The organism is Companilactobacillus paralimentarius (genome assembly GCF_963227125.1).
GTDB classification, from domain to species: Bacteria; Bacillota; Bacilli; order Lactobacillales; family Lactobacillaceae; genus Companilactobacillus; species Companilactobacillus paralimentarius.
The window spans coordinates 1,304,772-1,318,766 of record NZ_OY724131.1; the positions used below are offsets into that span (position 1 = coordinate 1,304,772).

Sequence of the window (13,995 nt, forward strand, 5' to 3'; positions counted from 1 at the left end):
TTCATTCATCAGCTTTTTCTGTATCATTATATAAAAAAAGAGAAGATACCTCGCACGCATCTTCCCAAAATTTATCACTCCAAAAGGAGATCAAAAACCATGAATAATTATAACATAGACCAAATGACATTAAGTATTCCTTTAGATTACAAACCAAAAGAAAATCATCCAGCTAGATTTATCAACGATCTTGTCGAATCGCTTAATATTGAAAAAGTCTATTCTAGCGGGAGGCCGCGAGAATATGACTTACGTGCAATGCTAAAATTGATACTTTTTGCGTACTCTCGCAGTGTAATGACTAGCAGAAAGATTGAAGAATTTGCTGAAGAAAATATCGTTGCTAGATGGCTTACACAATATCAAGTTCCCTCATATAGAACCATATGTAGATTTAGAATTTCAGATGAGATTGAAACTTTACTTGATGATAGCTTGACGAATTTAACTAGTGTTTTAAAACAAAATGGTCTGATTGATGAAGTGTCCTTTATTGATGGTACGAAAATATTGGCAGATGCCAATAAATTTTCGTTCGTTTGGAAAAAGAATACCATCAGATTCGATGATATGAATAAATCTCAAATTCAAAACTTATTGTCCGAAATAAACGAGGTACGATTAGGTATCGTCGAAAATCCTTCGGATCTTTCTGACGATGCTCTAGAGGAAGTACAAATAAAACTTGAATTACATCTTGAAGATTTAAACGCCAGAATAGAAGCTAATCCTAAAAAATCTCCTAATCCTGATAAACAAGAACGCCGAAAATTAAAATCATATTCCCGAAAACTTGATAACCGTATTGATAAAAAATCTGAACACGAAAAACAGATGAAGAAATTCGATAAAAGAAATAGTTATGCTAAAAGTGATGAAGACGCAACATTTATGAGAGTCAAGGAAGATCCCATGCTGAATGGTCAATTAAAACCTGCATACAATGTTCAGATAGCCACTAGTAATCAATTCATTACAGGTGTTGGAATGTTTCAAAATCCAACTGATACAAGAACATTGATACCATTTATAAAACAGCTTGAAGAGAACCATACGCTTGGCGACGTGATCGTCGCCGATGCGGGATATGGTTCTGAAAGTAACTATCAATTTTTAGATGATAACTATAAGAAATACGTTATTCCGTACTCTACTATGCTCAAAGAGAATTCAAAGAAATGGAAAACAGATGAAAAGAAGGTAATGAATTGGAATTACTACGAAGACGATGATTATTATATAAATCCTCAAGGTGTCCGTTTCAGTTTTAATGCATATCGAATAAGAACTGATAAATATGGATTTAAACGTTACTTTAAAGAATATATTTCCGAGATATTTGATGATGATCACAATAGGATTCCTCAGGCGTTCACGCCTGGTGGGAATCGTAAAAGAATATACATCAATCCTTCATTGGAATATTTTAAAGCTAGCATGAGAAGTAAACTTTCGATTCCCCAATATGCTGATATTTATGCACGTAGAAAAAATGACGTGGAACCAGTCTTCGGAAATATGAAGGCTTGTTTAGGTTTCAAAAGATTCCATGTTAAAGGATTGAATAAAGTTAAAAAAGAAATGATGATCGTAGTAATGGCATTGAATATCAGGAAACTGGTATCAATGTCATTTTTTATTTGTATTTTTAGAGAACAAAAAAGTTCGATGTGGAATTTTTTCAAATTCGCATCGAACTTTTAAGATAAAGAGACTGTTTTGTCACAGCCTCTTTTTTTGGAATTAATTAATATATGTATGAAATTTTATTTATTAAAAAATTTGCTTTCTTTTGTTGTTTGAATAATGGTTGGTTGTTGCAAATGGATATAGAAAGATGCCATCATGAAACAACATTTGATGACTCAAAAAAATTATGAAAAGTGGTTTTTCAGTAGGTAAAATTTCAAGCATTAATAATATAATTAACCGTAAAGTTTATAATCCTGGATCTTTGGGATTAGAAATTTATTGTTTTGCGAATGATTACATTAGTGCATTTTTATTCACCAAAAGAAGAAATAACGAAGTAATTTTGAATTTGCTTGTAATCTGGTTTACAAAAACAATTTTCATATTAAAATAGTCTAATTACGTGACTTTTGTACTAAACCGTGTATAATAAATAGTTGACAAGCGACTAGTGGTCCCAGTTTGCACTTTTTTGTGGGAGCACTTTTTTATTTCTAGATCGTTAGTGAGCAGTTCAACATGTTTGTTTTCTTGAAATAGATGTGTTAAATTGTGTGCCTGTCTTATAAATATTCTGTGAGGAGGTGTATGCTATGGCAACACGAATTCCTCAGGAATTCATCGATGAGGTTACTGCAAAGACTAATATTGTTGATGTGATTAGTAAGTATGTACAGCTGAAAAAATCCGGTAAAAATTTGTTTGGACTTTGCCCGTTTCATGAAGAAAGAACTCCTTCATTCTCTGTAGCGGAGGACAAACAAATTTTTCATTGTTTCAGTTGTGGTCGTGGTGGAAATGTTTTTAAATTCATTATGGAAATTGAGAATAAGACTTTCCCAGAAGCTATAATTGAAGTTGCTCAAATGGGGAATATTTCTGTACCCGACCAATACCAAGCAAGTACACCATATCAGAACTCTGATAGTCATGTTTTGCTTAAGATGTATGCTGATGCAGCTAAGTTGTACAGCCACATTTTACTAAAAACGGAAAACGGTACACAAGCTTTGAAGTATTTGAATAACCGTGATTTAGGTGAAGATTTAATCAAGACCTTTAATATCGGTTATGCTCCAAATAATAACGATCTCTTATTGCAATTCTTTAAGGGACGGGATGTCAGTGAAGACGTCTTGAGAAAATCGGGATTGTTTGCCGAGAATCAAGAGGGACAATTATTTGATCGATTTCGTGATCGGGTAATGATTCCAATTACTGATGAATCAGGCAATATTATTGCTTTTTCCGGTCGGATTTTGGATAAAACTGCTTCGACAGCTAAGTATCTGAATAGTCCGGAGACGCCAATCTTCAATAAAGGGAAAACATTATTTAATCTGAATAATGCTAAAAAGGAGATTCGTGAAAAAGGCAACGTAATTTTGTTTGAAGGATTCATGGATGTCATTAGTGCCTATAAAGCTGGTGTTACCAATGGTGTGGCTTCAATGGGTACTAGTTTGACAGATGATCAGTTATATACTTTAAGTCGTTTAACTAATCAAATTAATGTTTGTTACGATGGCGATGATCCAGGAGTTGAAGCTACTTATCGAGCTTTGACTCAAATGAATGATAATCGTTTCACTTATGGTGTTATCAGTATTCCCGATAAGAAGGATCCTGATGAATTTATCCGTAGTGAGGGTAATGAGAAGTTTCAGAATTTAACTAATAATGGTGTGCAGACACCAATTTCGTTTATTCTGAATTACTTCAAACGCAACTATAATTTGAATAACGAACATGATCAGTTAGAGTTTTTAAACCAATCTTTGCATGAGATAGTTAAGTTGCAATCACCGGTTGAAATCGATATGTATGTTGGTCGGGTTGCTGACGAAATGGGTGTTTCCAAAGAGGCTATTAACAAGGAATTGGATGCTTTACGTCGACAACAGGCAATTAAAGAACCAGCCAACAATTATAAAGATGTTCAACAGAGAGCTTTAGAGAAAGTAACTTCAAGTGTTAAGCCCAAGTATAATCGTTTGGAGAAATCAGAACGTTACCTATTATATTGGGCAATTAATTATCCCGAAGTTCGTATTAATCTTAAGGGTGATGGATTCAAATTTGTTCATCAGAGTTATCAACGTATTTTTGATAGTTTATTATCTTATGTCGATTCAGACAATGTGGAAGAGGAAATTAATATTTCTGATTTTATGAATGTCTTGGATAATGATGATAAGAATTTGCTAGCCGATTTGGAAATGATGAATATGCCAGAAGAATATAATGATCAAGAAATTGAAGATTATATCAGCAATATCAAAAATTCCAGTCTGGAAGAGCAGATCAAAGAAATTAATGAACAACTAAAAAAGGCGGCGATGGTCGGTGACAATAAATTGCAGTTAGATTTAACTAAGCAATTGATTGAGGTTAGAAGAATTCTTAGCAATTAAGCATACTGGAGGAATATAATATATGGCAACAAAGAAAACAACAGTATCAAAAGAGTTAAAAACTGCTACAAAGAAGCTCATCAAGGATCTTAAGAAAACTGGTAAGATCACTGAAGATGACCTACAAGAAAAGATTATCAAACCTTACAAGTTGAAGGGTGAAGCTCTAAATAACTTCATCAGTGAATTGGAAGATGTTGGTATCGGTGTTGTTGATGACAAGGGTAATCCAAGTAAGCTTGCACTTCTTAAAGAAAAGAGTGAAGAAAAGAAGAGTAAGAAAGAGACTACTACTGCCCCAACAGATATTAAAGTTAATGATCCTGTACGTATGTATTTGAAGGAAATTGGTCGTGTTCCTTTACTTAACGCTCAACAAGAAGTTGATCTTGCTTTGAAGATCGAAAAGGGTGATGAAGAGGCTAAACAAGCTTTAGCTGAAGCTAACCTTCGTTTGGTTGTTTCTATTGCTAAGAGATATGTTGGACGTGGAATGCAATTCTTGGATTTGATTCAAGAAGGTAACATGGGTCTAATGAAGGCTGTTGAAAAATTTGATTACAGATTAGGATTCAAATTCTCCACTTATGCAACATGGTGGATCAGACAGGCTATTACGCGTGCCATTGCCGATCAAGCCAGAACTATTCGTATCCCAGTTCATATGGTCGAAACTATTAATAAGTTGATCAGAATTCAACGTCAATTGCTTCAAGACTTAGGTCGTGAACCACTTCCTGAAGAAATTGGTGCCGAAATGGATATGCCTACTGGTAAGGTTCGTGATATTTTGAAGATTGCTCAAGAACCAGTTTCCTTGGAAACACCTATTGGTGAAGAGGATGACTCACATCTAGGTGACTTTATTGAAGATTCTGATGCTACAAGTCCTGAAGATCACGCTTCTTACGAACTATTGAAGGAACAACTAGAGAATGTTCTAGATACTTTGACAGATCGTGAAGAAAACGTCTTACGTTTACGTTTCGGTTTGGACGATGGTCGTACAAGAACTCTTGAAGAAGTTGGTAAAGTATTTGGTGTTACTCGTGAGAGAATTCGTCAAATTGAAGCCAAAGCTTTGAGAAAATTACGTCATCCTTCTAGATCAAAACAATTGAAGGATTTCCTTGAATAAATAAAATAAACACTCAGTATTCCTGTATAGGATGCTGAGTTTTTTTTTGTAAAATCCAAAAAAGACGTTAATTTATTACATAATTTGATGTTATTAAAGTAAAAATATAAATGAATAATTTATTAAAATTAAATAATAATATTTGTGAAAATGTTATTCACAAATTTATTAACCATTGTTATACTCAAGTCGGTTTTAGATGAAGTAATATTGGGGGAAATTATGAAAAAAATCTATGTACGAGACCGACTACTTAAGAATTCACTATTGACTTGTGTAACAGCTTTAACCGTTGGGGCTGGGTTAGTTATTAATACTCAGATCGTTAAAGCTTCTGACGTTGATAATGATTCTACAGAGGTCTCTCAATTACAAAATAGTGCTACGAATAGTACTACAAGTAGCGTTGCGACTAAAGCAACATCTACAGTAATTTCAGATAAACCTGCAACAACTGCACTAAATTCTGATACAAATACTACAGAAAAACAAATACTTGAGGAAACACAGTTAAAAGCAGCTACATCAGCAAATAGTACGACACAAAATGCTGATGCATCAGAACAGGAAAATGATAATAATGTATCAGATGCTTCAGTTTCCAAACCACAAGCAACACCAGTAACTAAAGCTGATGGCAACAATCAAGTTACGAATGTAAATAAGGATAATTTCAATGATTATTTCACAACTAATGGGACTGCTACCTATGATCAAAAATCAGGGGTTGTCACATTAACACCTGACCAAAATAATAAAATTGGTAATTTCACACTGAATGAAAAAATTGATTTGAGCCAAGACTTTACTCTTAAAGGTGGAGTCAATCTAGGAAATAAAACGCAGAGTAAAGGTGGAGCCGATGGAATGGGCTTTGCTTTCCATAACGGAAATACTGGTGATCTCGGTAATGCCGGTGGCAATATGGGTATTGGCGGTTTGCAAAATGCTCTTGGATTCAAACTTGATACTTATCATAATAACTATCAGGCACCTAATAGTTCCCAAAATAATGCAGAGATAGATTACAATAATTCAAATGATTTTGGTTGGGCTGCCGATCCGACCAATTCGACTCAATTTGGCGCTTTCGTGACAACATCTAATCAAAATATCATTGCCAAAAATAAAAAACCGGCTCAAAGATGGTGGGCTGAAACTGATGCCAAATCAGTTAAGGCTTTAAGTGCTAGTGATTTGGACAACAAATTTCATGACTTTACAATTGCGTATACAGCCGACAATCGGGAAATAAAAATTAGTTATGCTGATAATAGTAAAGGTACCTTAGTATGGAATAGCGCAGTGCCCACATCTTATGGTGATTCATTAGCCTTGAGTGTTACTTCATCAACTGGTGGCAATAAAAATAAGCATCAATTTAGACTGGACAGTTTGGAGTTCACTAAGGCTGCATCAGTAAATGTTAGACATATCGATTACTTTACAGGTAAGGATTTGGTTGAAGACACAGTCAGCTACCCTAATGGCGCCTCCGTTGGAGGGACCTATCAAACAGCTGTTAAAGATATTCCTGGGTATTATTATGTGGGATTAAATGGAACAACAGCAACAATAACTGCTCAAGGACAAAGTGTTTCCCTTCCTATTAAAGTAATGGATCTAGTACAGACCAAACTACTTGGAGTGTAAGTAATAACGGCTCGTTTGAAGAAGTTGTAAACCCAGCAATTGATGGTTATAAAATTCAAAGTGTTGAAGAAAATGGTGTTTCACAAACTGACTTGACAGCAGTTGAATCCAAAGAAACTTTCTTTGGCGATAAGGATAAAGAAATTACTGTTTATTATGTAAAGGATAACGATGCTTCAGTTCAAGTTCGTCATATTGATTATTTCACTGGAAAAGATATTGCAACTGATAATACTCTGACTTATTCAAATGGAGCAATTGTTGGTAGCACTTATACTACTAACCCAATGAATGTTAATGGATATAAATATGTGGCTTTGAATGGTCAAACTATAGACGTTAAAGGAACAAAAATTCCTATTAATGTTAAGGGTGTAGAGTCTAGTTTGCCTGCTAGTGGTGATTTAATAAAGGGCCACAACGGGACTGTAACTTATGTATATGTTCCAACAGATTTTCAAATTATCAAATCTCCCGTTAATGAGACAATTCATTATGTAGAAGAAGGAACAAATCTACCATTAGCCAGTGATTATCAGGCTGATCCAATTATATTTGTTCAAGTAACTCGAAATGGTAAATCAGTAGTGATGTACCATAATGAAAATGATGGCTTATCAATGGATGATCCTAATGCTTGGCATAATGCAGACAATCAAAATGCTAATTTCAAGGAAGTTAGGAATCCAGAAATTGCAGGTTATCATGTTGTCAAAAATGATGCTAATTCTGATTTGGATAAAGTTGAAATGAAATCAACAAATTATCAAGGTACCGATCAGGAATATACAGTTTATTATGCAAGGGATGTTGATGCTTTAGTCAATGTTAGACATATTGATTACTTTACAGGTAAGGATATTGTATCGGATAATACTTTAACGTATCCAAATGGTGCTCATTCAGGCGAAAATTACACATCAAATTCAATGGATATTCCAGGTTATAAATATATTGGATTAAATGGATCTAGTGTAACCGTGAACTTGAATGGACAAACGATGACACTTCCTATCAATGTTAAAAACGAGAAAATAAGTATTCCTGCTGCAGGAACCCTAACTAAGGGTGATAATGGAACTGTTATTTATGTTTATCTACCAACTTTGGATAGTATCAAGACAAGTACTGTCAACGAAACAATCCATTATGTTGATTATGATACTAATGAACCAGTCGCCACTGATCATGTAGCAAATAAGATTACTTTTGTTCAAGCAACTAAAGGTGATAAAACAGTTACTTTTTATCACAATGGCAATAACGGAAGTTTGAAAGATCCTAAAAATTGGAACATTAGTAATACTGGTATCTTTAATGAGGTCAAGAATCCTGAAATTGATGGTTACAAGATTTATAGAGTTCAAGGCCAAGCTGATTTGGAAAAAGTTGAAGCTAAGTTGACTGAATTTGGCGGCAAAGATCAGGACTATACGGTTTATTATGTAAAAGATACCGACGCCATGGTTAGAGTAAGACATATTGATTACTTTACGGGTGAAGATATAGTTGATGATACTACTTTGACTTATCCTAACGGAGCTAGTCAAGGCAATGAATATTCATCTACAAAGGAAAATATTCCAAATTATACCTATATTGGATTAAATGGTTCTAAACCTGAAATAAGTTTAGCTGGACTCAATCTACCAGCAACTATTTATGCAAAAAATAATCGTGAAGTTAGTTTATCAAGTAAAGGAACTTTAAATAAGATAGGTGATAATGGAACAATCATCTATGCTTATGTGCCAACACCTTCGGGAATCAGTTATGGAGCACATACAGTTAGAGAAACAATTCATTATGTAGAAATTGGAACAAATGATACTTTGCATGCAGATTATATCTCCCCATCAATCATCTTTGTTAATGGAAGTGCAAATGATAGATCTGCACAACTTTACCATAATAATGCTGATGGCCCAGTGACTGACACTGATAGTTGGTACTACGTTGGATCAAAACTTTCAAGAGCCTTGATTAATAGTGGTGTACCACAATTTTCAGAAGTACCAAATCCAGAGATTGCTGGTTATCACGTTGTTTTAGTTGATAAGAATGAAGTTGATCCTGATAACTTGGATAGTGTTGAGGATAAAGTTACTGACCCTGAAAAGACCGATGCTGATCATGAATACACTGTTTATTATGCAAAGGATAAGGAAGAACCAGGCAATCCAGAAGAACCGGGTAATCCCGAAGAGCCAAGCAATCCAGAAGAACCAATTAACCCCGAGGAACCGGGTAATCCAGAGGAGCCAAGTAACCCTGAAGAACCAAGCAATCCGGGAGAATCAGTCAACCCAGAGGAATCAATCGATTCTGAGGATCATGGCGATTCGAATGAAACAAGCAACTCTGAAAATACACTTGTTTCGCTAAATCCTGACGAAAATAGCGGAAATGGTACTACCAATGTATTAAACAATGTTGTAAAGAAAGAAGTAGGAAGTCTTCCACAAACAGGAAATAAGAAGAATTCTTGGCTATCATATTTGGGGGCCGCACTATTATTCTTCGTTCCAGCTATTTTAAAAAAACGTATTTAAATGTGTTAGTAGTCAAAGGTTAATTTAAAAAAATAGTATTCAAATTCAAATTAATAATAAGTGTTCATATTGATCAATGATTGGAAAGATTCCAATATAGGTCAGTATGGACATTTTTTTATTGAAATAGAATCTAATTTAATTGAGGTAAGGGCCATTTAAAAACTGAAATAGGTACAGAATTGCCGTATTTGAGACATTTTTCTTAATATGTTTCTGAAAATCAGTAGTTTTAGTTTATATTTTTTCACAATTTGATTTACAATTAATATATCTACTTTTTTGGAGGATGTTATGTTAGATAAAAAGATTTATGACGAAATATTTTCACGTTCATTTACTATTCCTATTAGGGTTGTTTTTTGGGACGGGAAAGAAAAGAATTATGGACCAGAGGGAAAGTCTGATATAACTATTAAGTTTAATGACAAAGTTCCTATTTCTGAAGTTGTAAAACATGCTACCCTAACTTTAGGTGAAGCATATATGGATAAGAAAATTGAAATTGAAGGTTCAATCCAGAAACTGATTACTTCTGCTTACACTCAATCTGACAGTTTTATGTCCAGTTTAAAATTGAAAAAATACATTCCTAAGTTTAATCACTCAGAGGAGGGTAATAAGAAAGAAATTCAAGAACATTACGATATTGGTAATGATTTCTACAAATTGTGGCTTGATAAGACTATGACCTATTCATGTGCTTATTTCAGAACTCCAGAGGATACTTTGGAACAAGCTCAAATGAACAAAGTGCGTCATATTTTGAATAAGTTAAATACTAAACCCGGCGAAACAATTCTTGATATTGGTTGTGGTTGGGGAACAATGATGTTCACTGCAGCTAAAAAGTATGGTTTGAAAGCAAAAGGTGTTACATTAAGTCAAGAGCAATACAATTATGTAAATCAAAAGATTCAAGACGAGAATTTGAGTGACCAAATGGAAGTTATGCTTGAAGATTATCGTGAGGTTAATGAAAAATTCGATCATGTTGTTTCTGTTGGTATGTTCGAACATGTTGGTAAAGATAATCTACCTGGTTACTTTGAAACAGTTAAGAGTGTTTTGAAACCAAATGGTAATGCTCTAATTCATGGTATTACTGGTCAACATTATGGTGTTGGTGTTGATGCCTGGTTAGTTAAGTATATTTTCCCAGGTGGTTATATTCCCGATGTTAAAGAAAACGTTGGTCATATTTTAGATGCAGGACTTCAAATTGATGACTTAGAACCGCTTCGTCGTCATTATCAAAAGACTGTTGAAATTTGGGATCATAACTTTAATAAAGTTGTAGATCAAGTTGATAAAATGTACGGTGAAAGATTCGTTCGTATGTGGGACTTGTATCTACAAGCATGTGCTGCTTCCTTTGAAAGTGGCAATATTGATGTTATTCAATTTCTTTTGACAAATGGACCTAGTGGTACAGCAATGCCAATGACACGTGAATACATGACAGACTTAGATAAAAAGACTGCAGAATAGAGGTTAAAGTGACTTTACTTTCAAAGAGATTACAAGCCGTTTACCAAATGGTTGATAAAGATACAAGAGTGGCTGATATTGGATCAGATCATGCGTATTTACCAGTAGAATTGATAGAGGAAAAAGTTTGTCAATTTGCGATTGCTGGTGAAGTTGCACCTGGTCCTATGTCACGTTCCAAAGAAGACGTTGATAAGTTTGGATTGAGCAAACAAATTGATGTTCGTTTGGGTGATGGCCTAGCTGTTATTAAACCAGAAGATCAAATTGATACAGTTGTAATTGCTGGAATGGGTGGTATTTTGATTCAAAATATTCTCACACGAGCAACCACAGATCAGTTGTCCAATGTTAGGACGCTAATTTTACAACCTAATATTGGTGAACCGCTGGTACGTCATTGGTTAGTCGAAAATAATTTTGAAATTGTTGATGAAGATATTGTTGAAGAAGAACATCATGTTTATGAAATTATTAAAGCTAACAAAGTTGAACAAGCTAAGCCGCTGAATTCAGCCCAATTTTTAATGGGTCCCGTACTAATGACCAAGAAGACGCCAACCTTTATTGCCAAATGGCAACATAAACTTAATAGTTATCAAAAGGCCGTTGAGAATATGTCCCATGCAAAAAAGATTGATCAAGCCAAAATTGATTTAATGAACCAAGATATTAAATATATTGAGGAGATATTATAATGGTAGAAATTCAAGTTCAAGATATTATTAATCGAATTGAAGAATTTGCTCCATTGTCAATTAAAGAAGATGGTGATCCAACTGGTTTCCAAATCGGCAATCGTAAACAAACTGTTCATCGTCTTATGACGACACTAGATGTTCGTCCACAAGTTGTTAAAGAGGCTATTGATAAGAATGTTGACTTCATCTTAGCTCATCATCCAATTATGTTTCATCCGGCTCGCAATTTGGATTTAACCTCACCACAAAACCAAATGTACCGCGATTTGTTATCACATAACATTGCCGTACATGCTGTTCATACTAATCTTGATAAAGCTCATGGTGGAATGAATGACTGGTTAATGGAAGAGTTAGGTCTGAATAATATTAGTTATTTAAATGAAGATGACGATTATTCTTTGGGACGTATGGGTGAATTGAAAGAACCGATGGAACTAGTTGATTTTGCTAAAATGGTCCGTGATGCCTATCATGTTCCTAATCTTCGTTATGTTAAATCAGATCTAGGTCAAAAAGTTAAAAAAGTTGCCATAATTGGTGGCGATGCCGGAAAGTTTTATCCGGAAGTTATTAAAGCTGGTGCTGACACCTTCATTACTGGGGATGTTTATTATCATACTGCACATGATATGATGGCTAATGGGCTCAATGTTATCGATCCAGGACACCATATTGAAGCAATCTTTATTAAAGAAATGGCAAGTTTGTTAGAAGATTGGAAAAAATCTAATAAATGGGACCTAGATATAGTACAATCAGAAGTAGATACAGAACCATATAATTTCTTATAGGGAGAGTGTAGTAATGGCAATAAAATATGAAAAATTAATTCCTCGTTTCTTAGGATACGTTAAACAAAATACTCGTTCAGATGAAAATTCGACAACAATTCCTTCAACTGAAAGACAAACTGTTTTCTTGAAGAAATTGGCCACAGAATTGGAAGAAATTGGTCTGAAAGATGTAAAAATTCGTAAGGTTGATTCATATTTAACCGCCGAACTACCATCTAATCTTGATTATGATGTCCCAGTCTTGGGATTGATTTCTCACATTGATACAGCTGACTTTAATTCAGAAGATATCAAACCTAAAATCGTTGAAAATTACGATGGCAAGAGCGTTATTAAACTTGATGATGCTGGTGAATACACATTAGATCCAAAAGTATTTCCTTCATTGACGAAGTATGCTGGACAAACATTGATTACAACAAGTGGCGATACACTTCTAGGATCTGATGATAAATCAGGTGTTGCAGAAATTATTACAACTATGGAATATTTGATTGCCCATCCGGAAATCAAACACGGTAAGATTAAGATTGGCTTGGGACCTGATGAGGAAATCGGAACTGGTGCTAAGAATTTTGATGTTCCTGACTTTGGTGCTGATTTTGCATATACAGTTGATGGTGGCCCTGTTGGTCAATTGGAATACGAAACTTTCAGTGCTGCAGGTTTGAAAGTACATATTACTGGTAAAGATGTTCATCCTTCAGAAGCTAAGGGCATTATGATCAATTCATTGACTGTTGCTCGTGAGTTTGAAGACGCTTTGCCTGCTAGTGAAGTACCAGAACAAACTGATGGACGTCAAGGTTTCTTCCACTTACTAGAAGAAAACGGAACTGTTGATCATACTGATATGTCTTATATCATTCGTGATTTTGAACGTGATGGTTTGGAAGCTCGTAAAAATAAAGTTACTGAAATTGTTAAGCAATTGAACGACAAGTATGGTGAAGGAACTGTTAAGATCGACATGGGTGATCAATATTACAATATGATCGATGTTATCAAGAACCATATGGATGTTGTTAAGATTGCTGAAAAAGCAATGAAGAATTTAGACATTGAACCTGATGAAGCCCCTGTTCGTGGTGGTACTGATGGTTCAACTATTTCCTTTAAAGGTTTACCAACACCTAATTTGTTTGCTGGTGGCGAGAATATGCATGGACGTTTTGAATATGTGGCTGAAGAGTCAATGGAAAAAGCAGTTGATGTTGTTCTTGAAATTATCAAATTAAACAGTGAGAATAAAAAATAAATTAAATTTGACTCTAGCTGAAGGAAGAATCCTTTGCTAGAGCCTTTTTTGTGGTAAATACTTCATAATAATTTTGTTATGTAACCTTAAATTGATTTGAATTGACTATGATGGACAATAATGCTATCTTAACGGTAATAAATAATGGAGGAACCGCGTATGCTGTTCATTTAATAGGATTTTCATTAGAACATGGAAAAAATAGGTCTTGAACCTATCTTATTTTGTGTACCCTAATGCCTTGCGAATGGACGAAAGATACTTTTTCTCTTTTTGTGGTGCAGTGGGTAAACTGCACC

9 protein-coding genes are annotated in these 13,995 nt (G+C 34.5%); all 9 read left to right on the plus strand.

Features of this window, described 5'->3' with window-relative positions; translation table 11 throughout:
- Positions 1–99 precede the first annotated feature (99 nt).
- The 9 genes from ACI6PB_RS06300 to pepT all read left to right on the plus strand — a co-directional run bounded on the left by ACI6PB_RS06300 (position 100) and on the right by pepT (position 13,696).
- Complete coding sequence (locus ACI6PB_RS06300) at positions 100–1,704, plus strand: IS1182 family transposase (RefSeq protein WP_025086411.1); 1,605 nt, start codon at positions 100–102, stop codon at positions 1,702–1,704.
- Positions 1,705–2,285: 581 nt separating this feature from the next.
- Positions 2,286–4,106: a DNA primase gene (gene dnaG, locus ACI6PB_RS06305; protein WP_025085755.1), complete on the plus strand. Its 1,821-nt coding sequence runs from the start codon at positions 2,286–2,288 to the stop codon at positions 4,104–4,106.
- A 22-nt stretch (positions 4,107–4,128) separates the two neighbouring features.
- On the plus strand, positions 4,129–5,244 hold the full coding sequence (rpoD, locus tag ACI6PB_RS06310; RefSeq protein ID WP_025085754.1) for an RNA polymerase sigma factor RpoD: 1,116 nt from the start codon (positions 4,129–4,131) through the stop codon (positions 5,242–5,244).
- A 222-nt stretch (positions 5,245–5,466) separates the two neighbouring features.
- Positions 5,467–6,897, plus strand: coding sequence for a lectin-like domain-containing protein (locus tag ACI6PB_RS06315; RefSeq protein ID WP_404327948.1), 1,431 nt, complete (start codon positions 5,467–5,469; stop codon positions 6,895–6,897).
- Positions 6,898–6,989: 92 nt separating this feature from the next.
- Complete coding sequence (locus tag ACI6PB_RS06320) at positions 6,990–9,449, plus strand: mucin-binding protein (protein WP_404327949.1); 2,460 nt, start codon at positions 6,990–6,992, stop codon at positions 9,447–9,449.
- A gap of 294 nt (positions 9,450–9,743) precedes the next feature.
- Positions 9,744–10,940, plus strand: coding sequence for a cyclopropane-fatty-acyl-phospholipid synthase family protein (locus ACI6PB_RS06325; RefSeq protein ID WP_025085066.1), 1,197 nt, complete (start codon positions 9,744–9,746; stop codon positions 10,938–10,940).
- 8 nt (positions 10,941–10,948) lie between these two features.
- Complete coding sequence (locus ACI6PB_RS06330) at positions 10,949–11,638, plus strand: tRNA (adenine(22)-N(1))-methyltransferase (RefSeq protein WP_404327950.1); 690 nt, start codon at positions 10,949–10,951, stop codon at positions 11,636–11,638.
- On the plus strand, positions 11,638–12,435 hold the full coding sequence (locus tag ACI6PB_RS06335) for a Nif3-like dinuclear metal center hexameric protein (protein ID WP_404280367.1): 798 nt from the start codon (positions 11,638–11,640) through the stop codon (positions 12,433–12,435). Before ACI6PB_RS06330 ends, ACI6PB_RS06335 begins: the two co-directional genes overlap by 1 nt.
- Positions 12,436–12,448: 13 nt before the next feature.
- On the plus strand, positions 12,449–13,696 hold the full coding sequence (pepT, locus tag ACI6PB_RS06340) for a peptidase T (protein WP_404327951.1): 1,248 nt from the start codon (positions 12,449–12,451) through the stop codon (positions 13,694–13,696).
- The last annotated feature ends 299 nt before the right edge of the window (positions 13,697–13,995 follow it).

Excerpts from the sequence above, each read along its gene's own strand:
- ACI6PB_RS06325 (WP_025085066.1), top strand. The coding sequence starts at position 9,744 with ATGTTAGATAAAAAGATTTATGACGAAATATTTTCACGTTCATTTACT.
- pepT (WP_404327951.1), top strand. The coding sequence starts at position 12,449 with ATGGCAATAAAATATGAAAAATTAATTCCTCGTTTCTTAGGATACGTT.
- ACI6PB_RS06300 (WP_025086411.1), top strand. The coding sequence starts at position 100 with ATGAATAATTATAACATAGACCAAATGACATTAAGTATTCCTTTAGAT.
- dnaG (WP_025085755.1), top strand. The coding sequence starts at position 2,286 with ATGGCAACACGAATTCCTCAGGAATTCATCGATGAGGTTACTGCAAAG.
- ACI6PB_RS06335 (WP_404280367.1), top strand. The coding sequence starts at position 11,638 with ATGGTAGAAATTCAAGTTCAAGATATTATTAATCGAATTGAAGAATTT.
- rpoD (WP_025085754.1), top strand. The coding sequence starts at position 4,129 with ATGGCAACAAAGAAAACAACAGTATCAAAAGAGTTAAAAACTGCTACA.
- ACI6PB_RS06315 (WP_404327948.1), top strand. The coding sequence starts at position 5,467 with ATGAAAAAAATCTATGTACGAGACCGACTACTTAAGAATTCACTATTG.